Source organism: Noviherbaspirillum sp. FW303-A3 (assembly GCF_058788695.1).
The window spans coordinates 3,467,784-3,491,145 of sequence record NZ_JBYTAZ010000001.1; the positions used below are offsets into that span (position 1 = coordinate 3,467,784).

A 23,362-nucleotide genomic window follows, 5' to 3' on the forward strand; every position below is an offset into this window, starting at 1 on the left:
CATGTCCACGTCACGCATTGCCGAGGTCACTCGCAATACCAACGAAACGCAGATCCGCGTTGCGATCAACCTCGACGGCACCGGCCAGCAAAAGCTGAACACCGGCGTGCCTTTCCTCGACCACATGCTCGACCAGATCGCCCGCCATGGCCTGATCGACCTCGACATCGAAGCGAAAGGCGATCTGCATATCGACGCCCACCATACCGTCGAAGACGTCGGCATTACGCTTGGCCAGGCTTTCGCCAAGGCCATCGGCGACAAGAAGGGCATCCGCCGTTACGGCCATGCCTATGTACCCCTCGACGAGGCGCTGTCGCGCGTTGTCGTCGACTTCTCCGGCCGTCCCGGCCTGGAATTCCACGTCCCCTTCAAGCGTTCGATGATCGGTGCCTTCGACGTGGACCTGACCCATGAATTCTTCCAGGGCTTCGTCAACCATGCCCTGGTGTCCCTGCATATCGATAACCTGCGCGGCGAGAACGCACACCACCAGTGCGAAACCGTGTTCAAGGCATTCGGCCGCGCGCTGCGCATGGCCGCCGAACTCGATCCGCGTGCTGCAGGAACGATTCCTTCGACGAAAGGCAGTCTTTAACCGCGACGGCTTCGCGGACTGACAACCCCCTCTGACATGAAAAAGATTGTTGTAGTGGATTACGGCATGGGCAACCTGCGTTCCGTCGCGCAGGCTCTGCGGCATGTCGCGCCGGAAGCGGATGTGCGCATTTCCGGCGAACTGGCCGACATCAAATCTGCCGACCGGCTCGTTTTGCCGGGGCAGGGCGCGATGCCCGACTGCATGCGCTGCCTGCGCGAATCCGGCCTGCAGGATGCCGTTGTGGAAGCGACGCGCACCAAGCCGATGCTCGGCGTATGCGTAGGTGAGCAGTTACTGTTCGACTGGAGTGAAGAAGGCGATACCCCCGGCATCGGTTTGCTGCCCGGCAAGGTCGTGCGTTTCCGTCTCGACGGACTGGTGCAAGAGGACGGTTCGCGCTTCAAGGTGCCCCAGATGGGCTGGAACCGTGTGAAACAGACATTGTCCCACCCGTTGTGGAATGGCATTGCTGACAACAGCTACTTCTACTTCGTGCACAGCTATTACGCAGTTCCCGCCGACCCGGCAAACGTGGCCGGCGAAACCATCTACGGCGCCCCTTTCGCGTGCGCCGTGGCAAAAGACAATATATTTGCTACCCAGTTTCACCCGGAAAAAAGTGCGGCGGCGGGATTGCGCCTGTACAAGAACTTTGTAGACTGGAATCCATAGTCGTTATTGTTCAACCCCTTGACCACAACCACACCCACCTAATGTAGCCATGCTGCTCATACCTGCCATCGACCTCAAGGACGGTCATTGCGTGCGCCTGAAACAAGGCGATATGGACCAAGCCACCGTGTTCTCGGATGATCCGGGACAGATGGCACGACATTGGCTCGCCCAAGGCGCACGACGATTGCATCTGGTGGACCTGAACGGCGCGTTCGCCGGCAAGCCCAAGAACGAACCTGCGGTCAAGGCCATCATCCAGGCAGTCCGCGATTACGCGCTCGAAAACGACGTCGACGAAATCCCCGTGCAGCTCGGCGGCGGCATCCGCGACCTCGACACCATCGAACGCTTCCTCGACGACGGCCTGTCCTACATCATCATCGGCACGGCTGCCGTGAAGAATCCCGGTTTCCTGCACGATGCCTGCAGCGCCTTTCCGGGGCAGATCATCGTCGGCCTTGACGCCAAGGACGGCAAGGTCGCCACCGACGGCTGGAGCAAGCTCTCCGGCCACGAAGTAATCGACCTCGCGAAGAAGTTCGAAGACTACGGCTGCGAAGCCATCGTCTACACCGACATCGGTCGCGACGGCATGATGGCCGGCGTGAACATCGACGCCACCGTCAAGCTGGCGCAAGCTGTCCAGATCCCCATCATCGCCTCCGGCGGCGTGCACAACATCAAGGACGTGGAATCCCTGTGCGCAGTGCAGGACGAAGGCATCGAAGGCGTGATCTGCGGCCGCTCCATCTACGAAGGCACGCTCGACCTGCGTGCCGCGCAACAACGCGCTGACGAGCTCAGCGGCCTCGAAGAGGCGGAAGAAGAGTAAGCATGACTTTGGCAAAACGCATCATCCCTTGCCTCGACGTGACCAATGGCCGCGTCGTCAAGGGCGTCAACTTCGTCGAGCTGCGCGACGCCGGCGACCCGGTCGAGATCGCGCGCCGCTATGACGAGCAGGGCGCGGACGAAATCACCTTCCTCGACATCACCGCGACCTCCGACAACCGCGACCTGATCCTGCACATCATCGAAGATGTCGCCTCCCAGGTCTTCATTCCGCTGACCGTTGGCGGTGGCGTGCGCACCGTCGACGACGTGCGCCGCCTGCTTAATGCCGGCGCCGACAAGATCAGCGTCAACAGCACTGCCGTGGCCAATCCGCAGATGGTGCAGGAAGCCGCGCACAAGTTCGGTTCGCAATGCATCGTCGTGGCGATCGATGCCAAGAAGAGCGGCGAAGGCAAATGGGAAGTCTTCACCCACGGCGGCCGCAAGCCGACCGGCCTCGACGTAGTCGAATGGGCTAAGAAAATGGAAAGCATTGGCGTCGGCGAAATCCTGCTCACCAGCATGGACCGCGACGGCACCAAGAGCGGCTTCGACCTTGCATTGACCCGCGCTGTCTCCGATGCCGTGTCGATTCCTGTCATCGCTTCCGGTGGTGTCGGGGGATTGCAGGACCTCGCGGACGGCGTCAAGCTCGGCAAGGCTGACGCCGTGCTTGCCGCAAGCATCTTCCATTACGGCCAGCACACGGTGCAGGAAGCCAAGCAGTTCATGTCCGGGCAAGGTATTCCGATGAGGCTTGCATGAGCATCAGTGCCAAATGGCTGAACAAGGTGAAATGGGACGAGCACGGCCTGGTGCCGGTGATCGCCCAGGAAGTCGGCAGCAACGATGTCCTGATGTTCGCCTGGATGAACCGCGACGCGCTTGCGAAGACGGTGGAGCTCGGCGAGGCTGTCTACTGGAGCCGCTCCCGCAAGAAGCTGTGGCACAAGGGCGAAGAGTCCGGCCACATCCAGAAAGTGCATGAGATCCGCCTCGATTGCGACGAGGACGTCGTCCTGCTGAAGGTCGAGCAGACCGGCGGCATCGCCTGCCACACCGGGCGGCATTCCTGCTTCTTCCAGAAGTTCGAGGGCAGCGGCGACAAGGGCGACTGGCAAGCCGTCAACCCGGTTCTCAAGGACCCGGAAAGCATCTACAAATAAACACGGCGGGCCTCGCCCGACCACCCCATGAGTGAAATCCTGAAACGCCTGGCCGACGTCATCGAGTCCCGCAAACCCGCCAACGGTGGCGACCCTGACAAGTCCTATGTTGCCCGTCTGTTCAGCAAGGGTGACGACGCCATCCTGAAGAAGATCGGCGAAGAGGCGACAGAAACCGTCATGGCCGCGAAAGATGCGCGCGCCAGCGGCGACAAATCCAAGGTCCTCTACGAATGCGCCGACCTCTGGTTCCATTCCATGGTCATGCTGGCACAATTCAATTTGACGCCGGAAGATGTTCTGAGGGAACTTGCCCGGCGGGAAGGACTCTCTGGTATCGAGGAAAAGGCGAGCCGTCAGCCTGATTGACCAGATTGATGAAAATTCTTTGATCCATCAACGGGAAAGCCATGACAAACTGCATCTTCTGCAAAATCGCTTCCAAGCAGATTCCGTCAAAGACCGTGTATGAAGACGACGATCTCATCGCCTTTCATGACATCAATCCTGCTGCGCCGGTACATGTCTTGATCGTACCGAAACAACATATCCCTTCACTGTCGGATTGCAATGACAGTCATGCGGCCCTGTTGAGCAAGATGATGCTCCTTGCACCGAAACTGGCGCAGGAGCAGGGATGCGGTTACACCTCGGTGGATGGTGGTGCGGGCAGCGGCGGTTTCAAGACGCTGTTCAATACCGGACCGGATGGCGGTCAGGAGGTGTACCATCTCCATTTGCATGTCATCGGCGGTCCTCGTCCATGGCGCGGGCAGCGGTAAGCCGGCAGTTTATTTGTTTGAAGGACGCAAGCGTCCGCTTAGGAGAAAGTAATGGGTTCGTTTAGCATTTGGCACTGGTTGATCGTGCTGGTTGTGGTCGTATTGATCTTCGGTACCAAGAAGATCGGCAATATCGGTTCTGACCTCGGCAAGGCCGTCAAGGGCTTCAAGGACGGCGTCAAGGGCGAGGAAGACAAGTCCGCCACCGCGACCGACAAGGCGACCATCGATGTCGACGCAAAGGAAAAGAAGAGCTGATGCACGCGGTTTCGCATTGCATCCCTGACGCCGTGCACGCACCGGCACTTGCCTTTTCGTCATGATTGATCTCGGTCTTTCCAAACTCGCATTGATCGGCGTCGTTGCGCTGGTCGTTGTCGGCCCCGAGCGCCTGCCCAAGGTGGCGCGCATGGCGGGTACCCTGTTCGGCCGTGCACAGCGCTATATCAGCGACGTCAAGGCCGAAGTCAGCCGCGAGATCGAGCTGGAGGAGCTGCGCAAGATGCACAAGGATGTGCAGGAGGCCGCCAGCGATGTCGAGCAGTCCATCGCCTCGAACTTCGCGGAGCTGGAATCCGACGTGCAGGAAGCCCTGCGCAATCCGCTGCTCGAACCTGAAGAGCCCAACCAGATGGCGGTCAAGGCCAAGGACTTCCGCAAGAAGAAACTGGCCCGCACCTCCGCGATTCCCTCCTGGTACAAAAAACAGAGCGGCCGCAGGACCCGCGTGATTTCCGGCGCCGCGCGCGTCGCGAAATACCGGCCCGCAGGCGCCCGCAAGACACCCGCATCCTTCCACTGATGACCGACGACCAAAACTCGACTCCTCCGGGAGAAACCTTCGTCTCGCACCTCGTGGAGCTGCGCAACCGCCTCATGAAGGCGCTGGTGGCCGTCATTGTCGTGTTCCTGGGGCTGATGCCGTTCGCGGGCAAGATTTACGATCTGCTGGCGCAGCCGATGATGTCCGCGCTCCCCGTGGGGAGCAAGATGATTGCCACCGGCGTCATCACCCCGTTCCTGATTCCGGTGAAGGTAACCTTGCTGGTGGCCTTCCTGATTGCCTTGCCTGTCGTGCTTTACCAGGCATGGGCCTTCGTTGCGCCCGGCCTGTACGAGCACGAGAAGAAGCTCGTCGCGCCGCTGGTGGTTTCGTCTTCCCTGCTTTTCCTGGCCGGCGTGGCGTTCTGCTACTACTTCGTGTTCGGCACCGTGTTCAAGTTCGTCAACGAATTCGCTCCGGCCTCAGTGGCGGTGGCGCCGGATATCGAAAGCTATTTCGGCTTCGTGATGACGATGTTCATTGCGTTCGGCATCACGTTCGAGGTGCCGATTGTGGTGATTGTGCTGGTGCGGATGGGAATCGTGTCGGTGGAAAAGCTGAAGGAATTCCGCCCCTACATGATCGTCGCCGCCTTTGTCATTGCCGCGATCGTCACGCCACCCGACGTGGTCAGCCAGCTGCTGCTGGCGATTCCGCTGTGCTTGTTGTACGAGCTGGGCCTGCTTGTCGCGCCGATATTTGCCCGCGCGACGCAGGCCCCGGAAGAGACGGCCTGATCCCTTATTTTGCCTGGCGTAGCCAGGCAACCAGTGGATATGCATCTTTGAATCCGGCAGCCACTTCCTTGCCGAGATCCGTCGGAATCTTTTTCTTGATGCCAGTTTCCGTCCAGACGATAAAGCTCTTCATCTTGATGTATTCGATGTGCGGCGCATCGGCATCGAATCCTTTTGGCGGGCGCACCAGCTTGCCCTCGTCCTGAAGATCGCCGAAGCGTTCCTTCAGCTTCTTGTTTTTCAGAACCTTGCCAAACCCGGAGGCATCCGCGACCACATGGTCGCGAATCGTTTTCAGCCGCCCCGACGGAGGCCTGTACTCACCGCCCGCCACGAGCAGCATTCCATTCGCATCGATATGGAAGTAGTAGGCGGGGCCACCACCCTGGCTGGGCTTCTTCAGTCCGCTCGCGGTGATCGCCGCGGAAAAGGTCGTCTTGTAGGGGCTCTTGTCTTTCGAAAAGCGCATGTCGCGGTTGATGCGGAACAGGGCCTTTTTCGGATTGCAACCGGCCACCGCCGGATCGAACTTGCTGATATCGGCGATGAGCTGCGTGACCAGTTCGAGGAACTCGGCGCGCAGGATGTCGTAGCGCGGCTTGTTCATCACGAACCACGCGCGATTGTTGTTCTCCGACAGCTCGGACAGAAACTGGATCAGGTCGCGTGTATGCATGCGATCAACCTCGCTCTCGACAGTTATTCCTGGTCTTCCCGGCGGGGGCGCGGGCGCTTGCCGACAATCACATCGACACTCGCTTCCTGGCCCTTGCGCAGCAAAGTCATTTTCGCCTTGTTGCCCGGCGTGAGCTGGGCGATCAGGTTCAGCATGTCGGTCGTATCGCTGACCGGCTTGCCTTCCACTGCCACAAGGATGTCCCCGGGACGCATGCCGGCCTTGTCCGCCGGACCGCCCTTCAGGACACCGGCGATGATGGCGCCGGATTTTTTCGCGAGTCCGAAGCTCTCCGCGAGTTCCGGCGTGATGTCCTGCGGTTCCACGCCGATCCAGCCGCGCACCACCTGTCCGGTGCTGATGATCGATTCCATCACCGACTTCACCGTAGTGACCGGGATGGCGAAGCCGATGCCAAGCGAACCTCCGCTGCGCGAATAGATTGCGGTATTGATGCCAAGCAGGTTGCCGTTTGCATCGATCAGCGCGCCGCCCGAATTGCCCGGATTGATCGCCGCATCCGTCTGGATGAAATTCTCGAAGGTATTGATGCCGAGATGATTGCGCCCCAGTGCCGAAATGATCCCCATGGTCACCGTCTGGCCGACCCCGAACGGGTTGCCGATGGCGAGCACCACGTCGCCGACCTTGGCCTGGTCCGCGTGTCCCAGCGTAATGGCAGGGAGGTTCTGGAGATTGATCTTGACCACCGCGAGGTCCGTTTCCGGATCCGTGCCGACCACTTTCGCTACCGCCTTGCGTCCATCCGCCAGTGCAATCTCGATTTCGTCCGCCGTCTCGATCACGTGGTTGTTGGTCAGGATGTAACCTTCGGGGCTGACCACGACGCCGGAACCCAGACTGAACTGGCGGTCCTCCTGCTCGCCGAAGAAGCGGCGGAACAGCGGATCATCCATGAACGGCGTCTTCGGCTGGCGAGCACCTTTGGTCGTGAAGATGTTCACGACGGCCGGCATCGCGAGCCTTGCCGCATCACGATACGAACTTTGCCCTGGGCTGGCCGAGGCGGGCGCCTCCATCATCGGCACGGACGATGCAACGCGTGAGGGGCGGCCGCTGGCGGCCCATTCCGGCTTCAAGGTCGCTACAATGAACCAGATCGCCAGACCGACCGTGACGGTTTGCGCAAACAGAAGCCAGAGACGTTGCATAGAGGTGAAGAAATGAGCCGTGGATCAATAAACAGGGAAGAATTTGCCAGATATCTCGAGCAAACGCTCGATATTAACCGCTTTCGCGACTATTGCCCAAACGGCCTGCAGGTGGAAGGGCGTCCCGTCATCAAGAAACTCGTTACCGGCGTTACTGCCAGCCTCGCCCTGCTGGAGGCCGCAGCCGATGCGGATGCCGACGCCGTCCTGGTTCATCACGGCTACTTCTGGCGCGGTGAGGACGCGCGCGTGATCGGACCGAAGCACCGGCGCCTGAAGCTGCTCCTGGGGCAGGACATCAATCTGTTCGCCTATCATCTTCCATTGGACATGCATCCTGAATTCGGCAATAACGTGCAACTGGCCCGCCAACTCGGCCTGGTTCCGGATGGCCGGTTTGGCGAAAACGACCTCGGCTGGCTCGGCGTGCCTGCCGATGCTGCAGTGACGACGGTGGGCAGGCTTGCGCAAGTGGTTGAGGAGCGTCTGGGCCGCGCTTCGCTGCTCATCGGAGATCCCGAGCAGCCGGTGGCGCGCATAGGCTGGTGCACGGGGGCGGCCCAAAACATGTTCGGGGACGCCATTGCCGCGGGTGCGTCCGTTTATCTCAGCGGAGAGGTGTCTGAACCCACCGTCCACCTGGCGCGCGAAGCGGGGGTAGCCTACCTTGCGTGCGGGCACCATGCGACGGAGCGATTCGGAGTGCAAGCCTTGGGGAACCACCTGGCGCAACAATTCGACATCGAGCACCGCTTTATCGATATCGCCAACCCTGTATAGAACGTGTCTACCAAGAGTCGGTCATTTTTCCTCAATGCACGATGGACAATGTATCATTACTGGCAGTGAGGGAATGAATATGCTCCAAGAAACACCGCGCACTCCAGTGGGAGTGCTGATCGTCGAAGACGATGCCGTAACACGGAAAACGCTATGCCTGGCCATTGAATCCGATCCCGGCCTGAAGCTGCTGGACGCCTTCGACAGCGTCCAGCCGGCACTTGCCTGGCTGGAGTCAGGGGCGCCCGACGTCCTGATGACCGATCTCGGCTTGCCTGACGGTTCCGGAATCGACATCATCCATGCTTGCACACGTCGTTATCCCGATACGGACATCATGGTGGTGACCATGATGAGCGACGAGGCTAATGTGCTTGCCTGCATCGAGGCTGGCGCTTCGGGCTACGTGCTCAAGGATGCCGGCAAGATGGACATTGCCCGTGCGGTACTCGACCTTCGTGCAGGCGGAGCGCCGATGAGTCCGGCGATTGCGCGGATGGTGCTGGCAAAGGTGAGGGATGGGAAGAAGCCGGCAGCAACGCAAACCGCCCAGAACGGCGATGCCACGACACTGACGAAGCGTGAAGCCGCCATCCTTGATCTGATCGCGCAGGGCGAAAGCTACGGCGACGTGGCAAAGACGCTTTCCGTCTCTGTCGGCACGGTGCAAACCCACATCAAAAATATCTACGGCAAGCTGGCCGTCCATTCTCGCGGCGAGGCGGTGTACGAAGCGCATCGCCGCGGCCTGCTGCAGATCGGCCGGCCGCTCGCGAAGCGCTAGCTTACTTCTTCAGCGAATCCCGGATTTCGCGCAGGAGCACAACTTCTTCCGGCGTGGGAGCCGGCTCGGCTGCGGGGGCCGGCTCTTCCTTCTTCGCCTTGTTCAGTGCGCGTACCATCTGGAAGATGATGAAGGCCAGGATAATGAAGTTCAACAGGATCGTGATGAAGCTGCCATAGGCGAACACTGCACCCGCCTTCTTTGCCTCGGCCAGTGCCAGGTGTGTCCCCTGGTTGTTGAGTGGCAGGTAGTAGTTGGTGAAATCCAGTCCGCCCAACAGCTTGCCTGCCACCGGCATGATCAGGTCCTGGACCATCGAGTCTACAATCTTCGAAAAGGCGGCGCCGATAATCACGCCGATCGCAAGATCGATCACATTCCCCTTGATGGCAAACGCCTTGAATTCCTGCATCATTCCCATCGAATTACCCCTTTATTGTTGTTAAAAACGCAATTGCCGCACTTGGATGGCGTGGGCTCCTGCGACTATGACAGACTTTGGACGACTTTTGCCGCTATGCTTGCGCGAGTGTACGAAATTGCATGAAAAAGTTCCCGAAAGCCGCGCAAAGTCTTTCATATTCACTTTAATTCAAATGTCCCGTCAGCTATAATCTAAGGTTGCTGAACTTTCCTACAGATTTTCGCTTTTTCACTGATTGGGGTTGGTATGAGTAACGAAAAGCAGGTCGATTCCGGTCGACGTGGCTTGCTCGTCGCGACGTGTGCGGCGGGCGGTGTGGCTGGCCTGGCCACAGCGGGGGCCTTTGTGTCGACCTTCCAGCCGTCCGAGCGGGCCAAGGCCGCCGGCGCTCCGGTTGAAGTTGACATTGCCGGCCTCGCGCCGGGTGAATTGAAGACCGTCGAATGGCGCGGCAAGCCGGTCTGGATCCTGAAGCGTTCGCCGGAAATGGTCGAGTCGCTGAAGAAGACCGACGGCCAGGTTGCCGACCCCAAGTCCGAACGCAACCCGAACGAACTGACCCCGGAATACGCACGCAACGCCTATCGTTCGCGCAAGCCGGAGATCCTGGTTGCCGTCGGTATCTGCTCCCACCTCGGCTGCTCCCCGACCACCAAGCTGCAGCCGGGCGCACAGCCGTCTCTGCCGGACGACTGGCAGGGCGGTTTCCTTTGCCCGTGCCACGGTTCCACGTTCGACCTCGCCGGCCGCGTGTTCAAGAACAAGCCGGCACCGGACAACCTCGAGATTCCGCCGCACATGTACCTCAGCGATACCAAGCTGATCATCGGCAAAGATGAGAAAGGTGAAGCATAACCATGGCATTCCAAGAAAAAAAGCTTCCCGCTGACGCTCCGCTGTCCGCCAAGACCCTGAACTGGTTCGATGCCCGCTTCCCGGTCACCTCGACCTGGAAGGCGCACCTGTCCGAGTACTACGCGCCGAAGAACTTCAACTACTGGTATGCCTTCGGTTCGCTCGCACTGCTGGTGCTGGTGATCCAGATCGTGACCGGCATCTTCCTCGTGATGCACTACAAGCCGGACGCCAACCTCGCGTTCGCTTCCGTCGAGTACATCATGCGCGACGTGCCTTGGGGCTGGCTGGTGCGCTACATGCACTCCACCGGCGCATCCGCCTTCTTCATCGTCGTCTACCTGCACATGCTGCGCGGCCTGCTCTACGGTTCCTACCGCAAGCCCCGCGAGCTGGTTTGGCTGTTCGGCGTCGGCATCTTCCTGTGCCTGATGGCAGAAGCCTTCTTCGGCTACCTGCTCCCCTGGGGCCAGATGTCCTACTGGGGCGCACAGGTGATCGTGAACCTGTTCGGCGCGATTCCGTTCATCGGCCCGGACCTGTCGCTGTGGATCCGCGGTGACTACGTCGTTTCCGATGCAACGCTGAACCGCTTCTTCTCCTTCCACGTGATCGCCATCCCGCTGGTGCTGCTGGGCCTGGTCGTTGCGCACATCGTTGCGCTGCACGAAGTGGGTTCCAACAACCCGGACGGCGTGGAAATCAAGGAAAAGACCGACTCCAACGGCGTTCCGCTCGACGGCATCCCGTTCCATCCGTACTACACGGTGCACGACGTGTTCTGTGCCGCGGTCTTCCTGATCGTGTTCAGCGCCATCGTGTTCTTCGCACCGGAAATGGGTGGTTACTTCCTCGAGTACAACAACTTCATCCCGGCTGACCCGCTGAAGACCCCGCCGCACATCGCACCGGTCTGGTACTTCACGCCGTTCTACTCGATCCTGCGTGCAACGACCTCCGAGTTCATGCTGTACCTGGCAATCGGCCTGGCAGCGTACCTCGCGCTGGTCATGCTGAAGTCGAAGCTGAACGGTTCGACCAAGCTCGGCATCCTGATCGTCGGCGTTGCCGCGCTGATCGGCATGTTCGTGTTCGATGCGAAGTTCTGGGGCGTTGTGCTGATGGGCGTGTCCGTAATGATCCTGGCCGGCCTCCCGTGGCTTGATCATTCCCCGGTCAAGTCGATCCGCTATCGTCCGGCTGCCCACGGCTACGTCTATCTGGTGTTCGGTGTCGCGTTCGTGATCCTCGGCTACCTCGGCGTGCAACCGCCGACTGCGGTGGGCACCCTCGTTGCCCAGATCTGCACCTTCATCTACTTCGGCTTCTTCCTGCTGATGCCGTGGTGGAGCAAGATGGGCCAGTTCAAGGCCGCGCCCGACCGTGTCACGTTCCACCCGCACTAAGCCGCAAAAGGGATATAAGAACCATGAACTTGTTGAAAAAACTGATTGCGGTCCTGGCACTCGTTCCGGCGGTTACGTTCGCCAGTGAAGCGACTTTCCCGCTGGATCAGGCTCCAAACCGCACCAAGGACCTGGCCGCGCTGCAAAACGGCGCCAAGCTGTTCGTCAACTACTGCCTGAACTGCCACTCTGCGTCGGCCATGCGCTACAACCGCCTGACCGATATCGGCCTGACTGAAGAGCAGATCAGGAACAACCTGCTGTTCACCGGCGACAAGGTCGGCGACCTGATGAAGGTGTCGATGGCTGCCAAGGACGCAAAGGAATGGTTCGGCGCAGTGCCGCCGGACCTGTCGGTCATCGCGCGTGCGAAAGCATCGGGTGAAGGCTCCGGTCCGGACTGGCTGTACACCTACCTGCGTACGTTCTACAAGGACGATACCCGTCCGACCGGCTGGAACAATCTTGTATTCCCGAACGTCGGCATGCCGCACGTGATGTGGGAACTGCAAGGTGTTCGCGCTGCGAAGTTCGCCGAAGAGAAGGATCCGCACGACGCCAGCAAGACCGTGCACAAGTTTGCCGGTTTCGAGCAGGTCAAGCCGGGCAAGCTGTCCGCGACCGACTTTGACAGCGCAACGGCCGACCTGGTCGCCTACCTCGAGTGGATGGGAGAACCGGCACAGAACAAACGCAAGCGCCTCGGCGTCATCGTGCTGCTGTTCCTCAGCTTCTTCATGGTTCTTGCCTGGTTGCTGAACAAGTCGTACTGGAAAGAAATCAAGTAAAGTCTCTGCCCGCATCGCAAGGTGCGGGCAATTGTTTTAGGGTGAGCCGTACGACGTCTCACCCTTTTGTTTCTAAGGAACTACAACATGATGGTTCTCTACTCGGGCACGACCTGCCCATTTTCCCAACGCTGCCGTCTCGTGCTGTTCGAGAAGGGCATGGACTTCGAAATCCGTGACGTCGACCTGTTCAACAAGCCGGAAGATATCTCGGTAATGAACCCCTACGGCCAGGTTCCCATCCTGGTCGAGCGCGACCTTATCCTGTACGAATCGAACATCATCAATGAGTACATCGATGAGCGCTTCCCGCATCCGCAACTGATGCCGGCCGACCCGCTCATGCGCGCGCGCGCGCGCCTGATGCTGTTCAATTTCGAAAAGGAATTGTTTGTCCACGTCCACACCCTGGAGAACGACAAGTCCAAGGGTTCGGAAAAAGCGCATGAAAAGGCCCGCGCAGAAATCCGTGACCGCCTGACGACGCTGGCGCCGTTGTTCATCAAGAACAAATACATGCTTGGCGACGAGTTTTCCATGCTCGACGTGGCGATTGCCCCGTTGCTCTGGCGCCTGGATCACTATGGCATCGAACTATCGAAGACGGCCGCGCCTCTGATGAAATATGCGGAACGGATTTTCTCCCGCCCCGCCTACATCGAAGCACTGACGCCGTCCGAAAAGGTCATGCGTCGTTAAGACGAGCAGGGCGCCGGCGCGATGCGTTGGCGCCGCGTTGCCCAAAGACCGGAAATCATGTCTGAAATCTCGACCAAGCCCTACCTGCTGCGCGCCATTTACGAATGGTGTACGGACAACGGCTACACGCCTTATCTTGCCGCCGCGGTCGATAACCGCACGCTCGTGCCGCGCGAGTTCGTGAAGAATGGAGAGATCGTCCTGAACATCAGCTTTACCGCGACCAGCGGATTGAAGATGGACAACGATTTCGTCAACTTCCACGCACGCTTCGGCGGCGTGTCGCGCGAGATATCGATTCCGGTCGACAATGTCGTTGCGATCTATGCTCGTGAAAACGGACAGGGCATGGCGTTTGAAGTGACGCCAGCGGCATCCGAAGAGCAGGAAGATGAGAGCAGTGAGGAGAAGCATGGCGGCCCCGCGCTCGCCGCTGTTCCCTCACAGCAGGACAGTGCCTCGGAAACCGAATCCGAGGGAGGTCCCGATGACAATGGCGGTCCGCCAAAAAAAGGCGGGCGTCCGACACTAACCCGAATCAAATAAAGTACAATACGGGACTTTCAAGTTACGCCGGCTTAGCTCATCTGGTAGAGCAGTTGATTTGTAATCATCAGGTGGCGGGTTCGAGTCCTGCAGCCGGCACCAATGAAAAAGCCCACGGTCAGCGATGACCGTGGGCTTTTTTTTGCATTCACGCCTGCCTCAGGTTTCGCCCTTCAGCCCGTTCCAGCGTGGCGTCAGTGTGTGGGGGATGGCGAACAGGTCGAGTACGCGGCCAACGGTGTGGTCCACCATCTCCTCGATCGTCTTCGGGCGCTGGTAGAAGCCGGGCAGCGGGGGAAAGATGATGCCGCCCATTTCGGTGACGGCGGTCATGTTGCGGAGATGGGCCAGATTGAAGGGCGTCTCGCGGACCATCAGAACCAGGCGGCGCCTTTCCTTGAGGATGACATCCGCGGCGCGGGAGATCAGGTTGTCCGACAGGCCGTGCGCTACAGCGGCAAGCGTCTTCATGGAGCAGGGCGCGATGACCATGCCGTCGGACTGGAACGAACCGCTGGCAATCGACGCGCCCACGTCACGCACGTTATGCACGACATGCGCCAGTGCTTCGACTTCCTTGCGCCCGAGGTCGAGTTCCTGATGCAGGTTCAGTACGCCTGCATCAGAAATCATCAGGTGGGTTTCAATGCCGGGTGTCTCGCGCAACACCTGCAGCAGGCGCACGCCGTAGATCGCACCGGTTGCTCCGGTGATGGCGACGATCAGGCGCTGGCCAGGCATTGGGAAGGGGGACGCCTCAGGCCTTCAGCAGGTTCTGCAGCTCGCCCGACTCGTACATCTCCGTCATGATGTCGGAGCCGCCGATGAACTCGCCCTTGACGAAGAGCTGCGGAATGGTCGGCCAGTTGGAGTACTCCTTGATGCCCTGGCGGACTTCCGCATCTTCCAGCACGTTGACGGTGGTGATGTTCTCGATGCCGCACGCATTCAGGATCTGCACCGCGCGGCCGGAAAAGCCGCACTGCGGAAACTGCGCCGTGCCCTTCATGAACAGCACGACGGGGTGGGAAGTGACGGTTTCTTTGATCCAGGCTTGTACATCGCTCATGGTTTTACCTCTACGCCTAAAAAAATGGGGAATTCCACCATTATATGAAAAAGGGTGGTGCGATGCCGCGAAGTCTGGAGAAATTGCAGGGACAAGCGGCGTAAACTTGCCGAAAAAATAAAAGACGGGATCCCGTGACGGACGGGTCCCGCCTGTTCATTACGGAAAGGGAGCGTCAGCCTTTCAGCTTGGCGAATGCCGCTGCCATTGCGTTGTTCACCGCCGGCTGCGGAGCGCGCTGCTGGTGCTGCGACAGGCGGCGCGCATCGTTGCGGTCGCCGCGCTGTTCCGGGCGGGCGCCGGGTGCCGGCGCCGTGTCGTTCAGGCGCATGGTGAGGGCGATGCGACGGCGCTTTTCATCCACTTCCAGCACCTTTACCTTGACCACCTGGCCGGCCTTGACGACCGTGTGCGGATCGCGGACGAAAGTGTTCGACAGTGCGGAGATATGCACGAGGCCATCCTGGTGCACGCCGATATCGACGAAGGCGCCGAACGCCGCGACATTGGTGACCACACCTTCGAGGATCATGTCCGGACGCAAGTCCTTGATGTCCTCGACGCCGTCCTTGAAGGTCGCGGTGGTGAATTCGGGACGCGGGTCGCGGCCGGGCTTTTCCAGTTCCTTCAGGATATCGGTGATGGTCGGCACGCCGAACTTTTCGTCCGCATACTTCGATGGCATGACCGACTTCAGCAGCTTCGCGTCGCCGATGACGCCTTTCACATCCTTCTTGATGTCGGCCAGGATCTTCTCGACGACCGGATAGGATTCCGGGTGGACCGCGGAAGCGTCCAGAGGATTGTCGCCGTTCATGATGCGCAGGAAGCCGGCTGCCTGTTCAAAGGTTTTTTCGCCCAGGCGCGGTACCGACAGCAGCGCGGCGCGCGAGGCGAACATGCCCTTCATGTCGCGGTAGTTGACGATGCTCTGCGCCACGCTTGCATTCAGGCCGGATACACGGGCCAGCAGCGGTGCGGAAGCGGTGTTTACGTCCACGCCGACCGCGTTCACGCAGTCTTCCACCACGGCATCCAGCGAACGCGCGAGCTGCGACTGGCTGACGTCGTGCTGGTACTGGCCGACACCGATCGACTTCGGATCGATCTTCACCAGCTCGGCCAGCGGATCCTGCAGGCGGCGGGCGATGGAAACGGCGCCGCGCAGCGATACGTCGAGCTCAGGCAGTTCGCGCGACGCGAATTCGGATGCCGAATACACGGATGCGCCGGCTTCGGACACGACGATCTTGGTGAGTTTCAGTTCCGGCTGCTGCTTGATCAGGTCTTGCGCCAGCTTGTCGGTTTCACGCGACGCGGTGCCGTTGCCGATCGAGATCAGCGCGACGTTGTGCTTGCGCGCGAGCAGTGCCAGCGTATGGAGCGAGCCTTCCCAGTCATTGCGCGGCTGATGCGGGTAAATGGTGGCGGTGTCGACCACCTTGCCTGTGGCATCGACCACGGCGACCTTGACGCCGGTACGCAGGCCCGGGTCCAGGCCCATGGTGGCGCGGGGGCCGGCGGGCGCGGCCAGCAGCAAGTCCTTCAGGTTGCGTGCGAAAACGTTGATCGCCTCGATTTCTGCGCGCTCGCGTAGGCTGGTCATCAGTTCGGTTTCGAGGTGCATGAACACCTTCACGCGCCATGCCCAGCGCACCGTGTCGGCCAGCCATTTGTCGGCAGGGCGCCCCTTGCTGCTGACGCCGAAACGGGCAGCGATGCGGCTCTCGCAGGGATTGTGGGGGGCATCCCACTTCGGCTTTTCCTCCTCGCTGTCGAGGCGCAGGGAAACGTTCAGGATTTCTTCGCGGCGGCCGCGGAACAGGGCCAGCGCACGATGCGACGGGATGGTGCCAATCGTTTCGGAGTAATCGAAGTAGTCGGCAAACTTGGCGCCGGCGTCTTCCTTGCCCTCGACCACCTTGGATTCGACGACGCCGTGGTCGGTCAGGTACTCGCGCAGGGATTGCAGCAGCGTCGCGTCTTCGGCGAAGCGCTCCATCAGGATCTGGCGGGCACCGTCCAGTGCCGCCTTCGCATCCGGCACGCCGGGATTGTCGCCGTTGTCGGTCGTGAAGGCCGGCTTGATGTACTTGGCGGCTTCCTCTTCCGGGTTCAGCGCCGGGTTGGCGAGCAGCGTGTCGGCCAGTTCAGTCAGGCCGGCTTCGGCTGCGATCTGGGCCTTGGTGCGGCGCTTGGGTTTGTACGGCAGGTACAAGTCTTCGAGGCGGGTCTTGTCCTCGGCATGGGTGACGGCATCGAGCAGTTCCGGCGTCATCTTTCCCTGCTCCTCGATCGAGGCGATGATCGCCGCGCGGCGGTCTTCGAGCTCGCGCAGGTAGCGCAGGCGCTCTTCCAGCAGGCGCAGTTGCGTATCGTCCAGACCGCCCGTGGCTTCCTTGCGGTAACGTGCAATGAAGGGAACCGTGGCGCCTTCATCCAGCAGGGCGATGGCAGCGGCGACTTGCGCCGGCTTGGCGGCGAGTTCAAGGGCGAGACGTTGTTCGATGGATGGCAGCATGGAGAATCAGAAAGGTAAAAACAAGCGGGTGATGATACGCAAATTGGGCGTTTGCGCCAGTCTTGACAGTCAAAAAAGCGAGGATTGACGCACTATCGCACGCCTCCCGTCACGCGTTCGATGCCGGCCAGGTCCTGCCAGCTTTGCACGTCGCGGAAACCTTGCCGGATCAGCAATTCGCGTACCTTGGCGGCCTGGTCGTAGCCGTGTTCCATCAGGAGCCAGCCGCCGGACACGAGGTGGGATGCTGTTCCTTCCACGATGGAGCGAATGGCGGTCAAGCCATCGCCGTGGTCGGTCAGCGCATCGACGGGTTCGAAGCGCAGGTCGCCCTGCGACAGGTGTGGGTCTCCGGCCTCGATGTAGGGCGGATTGGACACGATCATGTCGAATTGCTCACCGCCAAGTGCGCTGTACCAGTCGCTGTGGACCAGCCGTACCGCCGCGTGATGGCGCTCGGCATTGCGGCGGGCGACGGCGAGGGCAGCTTCACTGGCATCGAGGGCGGCGACGATTGCATCGGCACGGGTATGCGAAATGGCAATCGCAATCGCGCCGGAGCCGGTGCCCATGTCGAGCACGCGCGCCTTGTCCGGCAATCGGTCGAGTGCCAGTTCAACAAGCAATTCGGTTTCGGGGCGGGGAATCAGGACATCCGGACTGGCATGCAGCGGGAGCCCAAAGAATTCGCGTTCACCGAGGATATAGGCGACCGGTTCGCCTTGCAGCCGCCGGTTGAACAGCGTCGCGACGGCGGTGCATTCCTGCTCGGTGAGCGTCCTTTCCGATTGGGTGATGAGCTGCACGCGCGACAGTTGCAGCGCATGGGAGAGCAGGATGCGTGCTTCCAGCGCATCGAGCGGCGGCTGCCGCAACAGGCTGGAGACGGTCGTGCCGGTCGCGATGGTAAAACCCTGCATCAGCGGCTACGGCGCAGCGCGGCCCAGATCAGGACCAGGGCAAAGGCCAGGAACCAGATCAGCGACCACTGCGGATTGGACAGGCCGAGGATGTTCGGATATTCCGCGGAGCACAAGCCGTCCGCCTTGAACACGAAAGGCAGCAGTTCCGCCGTCGGATAGCGGTTGAGCGCGGTTTCAAGCGGGTCGATGCCGCAGGAGACGCTCGGGTGGGCCTTCACCCACACATGCCAGCCGGCCACGCCCGCGCCGCCCAATGCAGCAAGTGCGCCGAGGCTGGCGCCGGCCTTGGTGGCGCCGCGCGGCAAGGCGGCGAAGACGAAGCACACGAGGGCAAGCAGGATGAACATGTAACGCTGGATCACGCACAGCGGGCAGGGCATCTGGCCCTTTACATGCTGCAAGTAGAGCGCAAAACCGACCAGCCCGAGGGCGATGAAGCCAATTGCAATCAGCACCGGTTTGGATGTTTTCATGGGTCTTTGTTGTAAGGTGGAAATGCTTTCAGAGTCGTGACGGCGAAGAAAGTTCCGGAATGGCAACAGTGTCCTTCCTGCCGCCGCCCGCAATTATGCCTCGTCGGCGAGCGCCGCCAGCAATTCTGCCTGATGTTCGGCAAGCAGCGAGTTCGTGAGTTCTACCAGGTCGCCGTCCATGATGAAATCCAGCTTGTACAGCGTCAGGTTGATGCGGTGGTCCGTCATCCGGCCTTGGGGGAAGTTGTAGGTGCGGATGCGTTCGCTGCGGTCGCCGGAGCCGATCAGCGACTTGCGGGTCGCTGCTTCCTTGGCTTGCTGCTCGCGCAATTGCACGTCCTTGATACGCGCTGCAAGCACCTTCAATGCCGAGGCCTTGTTCTTGTGCTGGCTGCGGTCGTCCTGGCATTCGACCACGATGCCGGTCGGGATGTGCGTGATGCGCACCGCCGAGTCTGTCTTGTTGATGTGCTGGCCGCCCGCGCCCGAGGCGCGGTAGGTGTCGATGCGGATGTCCGCCGGATTGATGTCGACATCTTCGACCTCGTCGGCTTCCGGCATCACCGCCACCGTGCAGGCGGAGGTGTGGATGCGGCCCTGGGTCTCTGTCGCCGGCACCCGCTGCACGCGATGGCCGCCCGATTCGAACTTCAGGCGCGAGTAAGCGCCGTGTCCGATGATGCGCACGATGACTTCCTTGTAGCCGCCGATTTCCGACGGCGATTCCGACACCATCTCCACCTGCCAGCGGTTGCGCTCGGCATAGCGGGTGTACATGCGCAGCAGGTCGCCGGCGAACAGCGCCGCTTCATCGCCGCCGGTGCCGGCGCGGATTTCGAGGTAGATGTTGCGCTCGTCGTTGGGATCCTTCGGCAGCAGCATCTTTTGCAGTTCTGCTTCCAGCTCTTCGATGCGGGCCTTCGCCGCCGCGATTTCTTCCTGAGCGAGATCCTTCATGTCGGGATCGGCGAGCATCTCGTTTGCAGTCCCGATGTCCTCATGCGCCTGCTTGTAATCCTTGTACAGCGCCACCAGCGGACCCAGTTCGGCGTGCTCGCGCGTCAGCTTGCGGTACTGGTCCATGTCGTTCGTCGCGCCTTCCTGCATCAGCAGGTTGTTGAGTTCTTCCAGCCGTTCGGCAAGCTGGTCGAGCTTGGCAAGCATTGATGGTTTCATGGCGTTATGCGGTCGTGAAGTCTTCGGAGCGCCGCATGGATGCGGCGCGCGGGCGGGGACTGCGGGCAGTCCCCGGAGGTGGGCGGCAGCTAGCGCTTGGTGCGGAAGAGCTGCGGGAGGAGGGCCGCCAGGCGTGCGCGTTCGTCGCCTTGCGCATTGTGCAGCGCCTGTTGCGGGCCGTGCAGGAACTTGGCGGTGATGCCCTTGGAGAGTGCTTCAAGCACGGCGTCGATGTCCTCGCCCTTGGCCAGGAGTTTCTTTGCGCGCTCGAGCTCGGCGATGCGCATGGCTTCGCTGTTGTCGTGCAGTTCGCGGATGACCGGAACGACGGCGCGGCTCTCGATCCAGTGCATGAAGGATTGCACGCGCGTCTCGATGATGGCCTCGGCCTGCGCGACGGCGGCCTGGCGGTTCTCGATGCCGGTCTGCACTGCGGAGCCGAGGTCATCGACGGTGTACAGGAAGACATCGTCGAGACGGCCGACTTCGGATTCGATATCGCGCGGCACTGCGAGGTCGACCATGAACATCGGCTTGTGGCGGCGCGCCTTGATCGCGCGTTCCACCATGCCCAGGCCGATGATCGGCAGCGAGGATGCGGTACTGGAAACGACAATATCAAAGCGCGACAGCTGGTCCGGCAGGTCGGCCAGGCGGATTGCCTTGCCGCTGAAGCGGTGGGCCAGCGCTTCGCCGCGCTCCATGGTGCGGTTGGCAACGGTCAGCGATTTCGGGTTCTGCGCAGCGAAGTGCGTCGCGCACAGTTCGATCATTTCGCCGGCGCCGATGAACAGGACATTCTGCTCGGAGATTTTGTCGAAAATGCGCTGCGACAGGCGGACAGCCGCTGCAGCCATCGATACGCTGTGCGCGCCGATCTCGGTCGTGGTGCGCACTTCCTTTGCCACGGCAAAGGTGCGCTGGAACATCTGGTGCAGATAGGTGCCGAGTCCGCCTGCGGCTTCAGCGCGGCGAACGGCATCCTTCATCTGGCCGAGGATCTGTGCTTCGCCGAGCACCATCGAATCCAGGCCGGAGGCGACGCGGAAGGCGTGGCGCACCGCATTGTCCTGCGGCAGGGTGTACAGGTAGGGGCGCAGTTCCGCGTACGACAGCTTGTGGTATTCCGCGAGGAAGCGCGCCGTCGTGTCGATCGCGGCATCGACGCCGCCGGGAATATGACTGGCCGCGTACAGTTCGGTGCGGTTGCAGGTCGACAGGATTGCAGCCTCGTCAGAGGTCCCGGAGGCAGTGGCGCGACCGAACCAGGCGCGCGCGGAAGCGACTGCCTCGCCGATCGTATCGGCAGGGAAGGCGACTTTTTCGCGCAGCGAGACGGGCGCTGTGGTGTGGTTGAGACCGACGGCTAGAAGCTGCATTCGGATTAAGTGCGGGAATTCCTGACCCTCTATTATAGCTTGTTGCGTCCTAGCATAAGTTGAGGGATTTTTGTTGATAAAACGCTATCTGTGCGCGAAGCGACATGTGTAGGACAGTGCCGGTGCAGGCTTCGTTCACGCGGACAACTGCTCCAGCTGATAGCCGAAACTGTAGACCGGTGCCAGCCGGTAGCCGTTTTCAGGACGCAGGCCGAGTTTGCTGCGCACGCGAGATACGTGGGTGTCCAGCGTGCGAGACGGCAGTTCCGATTCCCCTGGCCAGATCGCTTCACGGATGTAAGCGCGCGACAGCGGACGGCCGAGATGGCGAAAGAACAGCAGTGCGAGGTCGAATTCCTTCTGCGTCACTTCAACGGTCTTGCCCTCCCTCATGACGCGCGCCGACGCGGTGTCGAAGGCATACGCATCGAAGCGCAGCGACTCGCCGGCATGCCGGTCCGGGTAGGCGCGCCTGAGCAGCACCTGGATGCGCAGGGCAAGCTCACCGTGCCGAACGGGCTTGACCAGGTAATCGCTGGCGCCTGCCTCCAGCGCGGTCATGAGCTCATCCTCCGCGGAACGGGAGCTGAGCAGCAGGACAGGGATGGATTGCGAAGAGTGCCTTGCGGCATGGACCAGTTTTTTTACCGTAGCGGGATGTGAAGCGGCGTCGAGGACCAGCAGATCCGTGTCTCCATGGTGAAGCTGTTCCAGCAGCGCTGCGGCATCGGTAGCCTGTGAGGGGAGGTGACCACTGGCGCGAAGAATTGTGCAGATCGCTTCAGCCAGGTCCTTGTCCTGATCCATGACGGTTATTCGCATGGATCAGGATGGTAGCGTATCCGGGCGCCTTGCTGGCGAGGATAATGCCGCGGGCGGTGGAATTGGTTTCGTCAGGAGCCGATGACCTGGCAGTTGGAGGCGGGCTGGAGCAGGTGCCGCACCTGGCTCACGACGGTTCCAAAGATCCTTTCCGGCAGTCCCGGCTGCGTAGCGTGCCCCATGAGAATCTTGCTGCAGTTGAACTCCTGCGCGACCCGTACAATGGTTTCCGCCGTGCGACCGATCTCGATGTGCACCTTGTAGGGAACGGCCGCAGCATCCAGCAGCGACCTTGCTTCGGTCAGTTCCTCCATACCGGTTTCCATATGGATGCGGCGCAGTTCCGCGCTGTCGAAAAAGTCGGATACATGGCGCGACACAGGCACTTGAACGTTCAGCAAGTGCACGCGCACGTCCGGGTCCATCCGGTAAATGACGATCGCCTCGGCCAGTGCGCTTTGAAGCTGCCGCTCGGTCGTGTGGAGGGTGACCGGGATCAGCACCTGTTTCAGCCCCATGTTTTCTCCCTGTAATTGGACGGATGCTCGCTTAGTTCAGTTGTTCGAGCGGCTCGGAAGAACTGGGGGCCCGGCTTTGCAGCCATTTGCCAACCGCGATCACCAGCAGGGCGCAGGCGACCGGCGGAACCAGGTGCAGGTTGTGGTTGGCTTCGGCAAAGGCCTTGACCGCCGGGTCGGAGAATGCCATTTCGCCTGCGACCCAGCCAAGGAGGGCGGCGCCGATGGTGATGATGACCGGGAAGCGGTTCATCAATTTCAGGATCAGCGTGCTGCCGTAGATGATGAGCGGAATGCTGACGGCAAGACCGACGACCAGCAGGACGACATTGCCCTTGGCCGCTGCCGCCACACCGATCACGTTGTCCAGGCTCATGACCAGGTCGGCGATCACGATGGTCTTGATGGCGGCGGCCAGGTTCGAGTGCCCTTCGAGCTCTTCTTCTTCATCTTCGCCCTTGAGCAGGTTCACGCCGATCCACAGCAACAGGACGGCGCCGGCGAGTTTCAGGTAGGGCAGGGACAACAGGTAGACCGCGAAGAACGTCAGCACGATCCGCAGGACGATCGCGCCGACACTGCCGCACATGATCGCCATCTTCTGCTGCTTGGGCGGCAGCGAGCGGGACGCGAGCGCGATGACGACCGCATTGTCGCCGCTGAGGACGATGTTGATCAGGATGATTTGCGAAAGGGCTACCCAGAATTCCGGGCTCGTGAGGAACGACATGAT

General features: G+C 60.8%; 30 protein-coding genes and 1 tRNA gene. 18 read left to right on the forward strand and 13 right to left on the reverse strand.

What is annotated here, in order from left to right; translation table 11 throughout:
• The first annotated feature begins 1 nt into the window (after nt 1).
• The 10 genes from hisB to tatC all read left to right on the forward strand — a co-directional run bounded on the left by hisB (nt 2) and on the right by tatC (nt 5,618).
• On the forward strand, nt 2–598 hold the full coding sequence (gene hisB, locus AC3WOY_RS16720) for an imidazoleglycerol-phosphate dehydratase HisB (RefSeq protein WP_325019753.1): 597 nt from the start codon (nt 2–4) through the stop codon (nt 596–598).
• Between the two features lie 36 nt (nt 599–634).
• Entirely contained in the window at nt 635–1,273 is a 639-nt protein-coding gene (hisH, locus tag AC3WOY_RS16725) for an imidazole glycerol phosphate synthase subunit HisH (protein ID WP_492425741.1), read from the forward strand.
• Nucleotides 1,274–1,322: 49 nt separating this feature from the next.
• Nucleotides 1,323–2,108: a 1-(5-phosphoribosyl)-5-[(5-phosphoribosylamino)methylideneamino]imidazole-4-carboxamide isomerase gene (gene hisA, locus AC3WOY_RS16730; RefSeq protein WP_492425743.1), complete on the forward strand. Its 786-nt coding sequence runs from the start codon at nt 1,323–1,325 to the stop codon at nt 2,106–2,108.
• Nucleotides 2,109–2,110: 2 nt separating this feature from the next.
• Nucleotides 2,111–2,875 carry an imidazole glycerol phosphate synthase subunit HisF gene (gene hisF / locus AC3WOY_RS16735; protein ID WP_492425745.1) on the forward strand — a complete coding sequence of 255 codons (765 nt, stop codon included), beginning with the start codon at nt 2,111–2,113 and terminating at the stop codon, nt 2,873–2,875.
• Nucleotides 2,872–3,276, forward strand: a complete 405-nt coding sequence (gene hisI, locus AC3WOY_RS16740; protein ID WP_492425747.1) for a phosphoribosyl-AMP cyclohydrolase — start codon at nt 2,872–2,874, stop codon at nt 3,274–3,276. The genes hisF and hisI overlap by 4 nt, the downstream gene beginning before the upstream one ends.
• A 27-nt stretch (nt 3,277–3,303) precedes the next feature.
• Nucleotides 3,304–3,645 carry a phosphoribosyl-ATP diphosphatase gene (locus AC3WOY_RS16745; RefSeq protein WP_492425749.1) on the forward strand — a complete coding sequence of 114 codons (342 nt, stop codon included), beginning with the start codon at nt 3,304–3,306 and terminating at the stop codon, nt 3,643–3,645.
• 41 nt (nt 3,646–3,686) lie between these two features.
• A complete protein-coding gene (locus AC3WOY_RS16750; protein WP_492425751.1) occupies nt 3,687–4,058 on the forward strand; it encodes a histidine triad nucleotide-binding protein in 372 nt (123 codons plus the stop codon).
• Nucleotides 4,059–4,109: 51 nt separating this feature from the next.
• Nucleotides 4,110–4,316: a Sec-independent protein translocase subunit TatA gene (gene tatA, locus AC3WOY_RS16755; protein WP_492425753.1), complete on the forward strand. Its 207-nt coding sequence runs from the start codon at nt 4,110–4,112 to the stop codon at nt 4,314–4,316.
• A 61-nt stretch (nt 4,317–4,377) separates the two neighbouring features.
• Nucleotides 4,378–4,860, forward strand: coding sequence for a Sec-independent protein translocase protein TatB (gene tatB / locus AC3WOY_RS16760; RefSeq protein ID WP_492425755.1), 483 nt, complete (start codon nt 4,378–4,380; stop codon nt 4,858–4,860).
• Nucleotides 4,860–5,618 (forward strand): twin-arginine translocase subunit TatC, encoded by a 759-nt coding sequence (gene tatC, locus AC3WOY_RS16765; protein WP_492425757.1) that lies wholly within the window; start codon nt 4,860–4,862, stop codon nt 5,616–5,618. The genes tatB and tatC overlap by 1 nt, the downstream gene beginning before the upstream one ends.
• Nucleotides 5,619–5,622: 4 nt before the next feature.
• Here tatC and AC3WOY_RS16770 read toward each other — a convergent pair whose 3' ends face one another.
• Together AC3WOY_RS16770 and AC3WOY_RS16775 are read right to left on the reverse strand one after the other, a co-directional pair.
• A complete protein-coding gene (locus AC3WOY_RS16770; RefSeq protein ID WP_492425759.1) occupies nt 5,623–6,294 on the reverse strand; it encodes a DUF2461 domain-containing protein in 672 nt (223 codons plus the stop codon).
• Between the two features lie 23 nt (nt 6,295–6,317).
• A complete protein-coding gene (locus AC3WOY_RS16775) occupies nt 6,318–7,466 on the reverse strand; it encodes a Do family serine endopeptidase (protein ID WP_492425761.1) in 1,149 nt (382 codons plus the stop codon).
• Between the two features lie 27 nt (nt 7,467–7,493).
• Between AC3WOY_RS16775 and AC3WOY_RS16780 the strand changes: the two genes are divergently transcribed.
• Nucleotides 7,494–8,246: a Nif3-like dinuclear metal center hexameric protein gene (locus tag AC3WOY_RS16780; RefSeq protein WP_492429335.1), complete on the forward strand. Its 753-nt coding sequence runs from the start codon at nt 7,494–7,496 to the stop codon at nt 8,244–8,246.
• A gap of 79 nt (nt 8,247–8,325) precedes the next feature.
• Nucleotides 8,326–9,030 carry a response regulator gene (locus AC3WOY_RS16785; RefSeq protein WP_492425763.1) on the forward strand — a complete coding sequence of 235 codons (705 nt, stop codon included), beginning with the start codon at nt 8,326–8,328 and terminating at the stop codon, nt 9,028–9,030.
• 1 nt (nt 9,031) lies between these two features.
• Here the strand turns inward: AC3WOY_RS16785 and mscL are convergent, their stop codons facing one another.
• On the reverse strand, nt 9,032–9,451 hold the full coding sequence (gene mscL, locus AC3WOY_RS16790) for a large conductance mechanosensitive channel protein MscL (protein ID WP_492425765.1): 420 nt from the start codon (nt 9,449–9,451) through the stop codon (nt 9,032–9,034).
• Nucleotides 9,452–9,700: 249 nt separating this feature from the next.
• Here mscL and petA point away from each other — a divergent pair, with 249 nt between their 5' ends.
• The 6 genes from petA to AC3WOY_RS16820 all read left to right on the forward strand — a co-directional run bounded on the left by petA (nt 9,701) and on the right by AC3WOY_RS16820 (nt 13,850).
• Entirely contained in the window at nt 9,701–10,309 is a 609-nt protein-coding gene (gene petA, locus AC3WOY_RS16795; protein ID WP_492425767.1) for a ubiquinol-cytochrome c reductase iron-sulfur subunit, read from the forward strand.
• A gap of 2 nt (nt 10,310–10,311) precedes the next feature.
• The gene (locus AC3WOY_RS16800) at nt 10,312–11,715 is read left to right on the forward strand and encodes a cytochrome b (protein WP_492425769.1); all 1,404 of its coding nucleotides are present in this window, start codon (nt 10,312–10,314) and stop codon (nt 11,713–11,715) included.
• A gap of 23 nt (nt 11,716–11,738) precedes the next feature.
• Nucleotides 11,739–12,503 (forward strand): cytochrome c1, encoded by a 765-nt coding sequence (locus AC3WOY_RS16805; RefSeq protein ID WP_492425771.1) that lies wholly within the window; start codon nt 11,739–11,741, stop codon nt 12,501–12,503.
• Between the two features lie 87 nt (nt 12,504–12,590).
• On the forward strand, nt 12,591–13,202 hold the full coding sequence (locus AC3WOY_RS16810) for a glutathione S-transferase N-terminal domain-containing protein (protein WP_088706144.1): 612 nt from the start codon (nt 12,591–12,593) through the stop codon (nt 13,200–13,202).
• A 57-nt stretch (nt 13,203–13,259) separates the two neighbouring features.
• On the forward strand, nt 13,260–13,748 hold the full coding sequence (locus tag AC3WOY_RS16815; protein WP_492425774.1) for a ClpXP protease specificity-enhancing factor: 489 nt from the start codon (nt 13,260–13,262) through the stop codon (nt 13,746–13,748).
• Between the two features lie 26 nt (nt 13,749–13,774).
• Nucleotides 13,775–13,850 (forward strand) — tRNA-Thr (locus AC3WOY_RS16820).
• A 57-nt stretch (nt 13,851–13,907) separates the two neighbouring features.
• On the opposite strand, the gene AC3WOY_RS16825 is transcribed toward AC3WOY_RS16820, so the two are convergent.
• The 10 genes from AC3WOY_RS16825 to AC3WOY_RS16870 form a co-directional block, all read right to left on the reverse strand.
• Entirely contained in the window at nt 13,908–14,489 is a 582-nt protein-coding gene (locus AC3WOY_RS16825; protein ID WP_492425776.1) for a UbiX family flavin prenyltransferase, read from the reverse strand.
• Nucleotides 14,490–14,505: 16 nt separating this feature from the next.
• A complete protein-coding gene (gene grxD, locus AC3WOY_RS16830; protein WP_492425778.1) occupies nt 14,506–14,817 on the reverse strand; it encodes a Grx4 family monothiol glutaredoxin in 312 nt (103 codons plus the stop codon).
• Nucleotides 14,818–14,992: 175 nt separating this feature from the next.
• On the reverse strand, nt 14,993–17,338 hold the full coding sequence (locus AC3WOY_RS16835) for a Tex family protein (RefSeq protein ID WP_492425780.1): 2,346 nt from the start codon (nt 17,336–17,338) through the stop codon (nt 14,993–14,995).
• 92 nt (nt 17,339–17,430) lie between these two features.
• Nucleotides 17,431–18,258 carry a peptide chain release factor N(5)-glutamine methyltransferase gene (gene prmC / locus AC3WOY_RS16840; RefSeq protein ID WP_492425782.1) on the reverse strand — a complete coding sequence of 276 codons (828 nt, stop codon included), beginning with the start codon at nt 18,256–18,258 and terminating at the stop codon, nt 17,431–17,433.
• Entirely contained in the window at nt 18,258–18,734 is a 477-nt protein-coding gene (locus tag AC3WOY_RS16845; RefSeq protein ID WP_492425784.1) for a disulfide bond formation protein B, read from the reverse strand. The genes prmC and AC3WOY_RS16845 overlap by 1 nt, the downstream gene beginning before the upstream one ends.
• A gap of 93 nt (nt 18,735–18,827) precedes the next feature.
• On the reverse strand, nt 18,828–19,910 hold the full coding sequence (gene prfA / locus AC3WOY_RS16850) for a peptide chain release factor 1 (protein WP_492425786.1): 1,083 nt from the start codon (nt 19,908–19,910) through the stop codon (nt 18,828–18,830).
• Between the two features lie 89 nt (nt 19,911–19,999).
• Nucleotides 20,000–21,289, reverse strand: coding sequence for a glutamyl-tRNA reductase (gene hemA / locus AC3WOY_RS16855; protein WP_492425788.1), 1,290 nt, complete (start codon nt 21,287–21,289; stop codon nt 20,000–20,002).
• Nucleotides 21,290–21,424: 135 nt separating this feature from the next.
• Nucleotides 21,425–22,096, reverse strand: a complete 672-nt coding sequence (locus AC3WOY_RS16860; RefSeq protein WP_492425790.1) for a response regulator transcription factor — start codon at nt 22,094–22,096, stop codon at nt 21,425–21,427.
• A gap of 86 nt (nt 22,097–22,182) precedes the next feature.
• Nucleotides 22,183–22,629: a universal stress protein gene (locus AC3WOY_RS16865; RefSeq protein ID WP_492425792.1), complete on the reverse strand. Its 447-nt coding sequence runs from the start codon at nt 22,627–22,629 to the stop codon at nt 22,183–22,185.
• A gap of 31 nt (nt 22,630–22,660) precedes the next feature.
• Nucleotides 22,661–23,359 (reverse strand): TerC family protein, encoded by a 699-nt coding sequence (locus AC3WOY_RS16870; RefSeq protein WP_492425794.1) that lies wholly within the window; start codon nt 23,357–23,359, stop codon nt 22,661–22,663.
• Between the last annotated feature and the right edge of the window lie 3 nt (nt 23,360–23,362).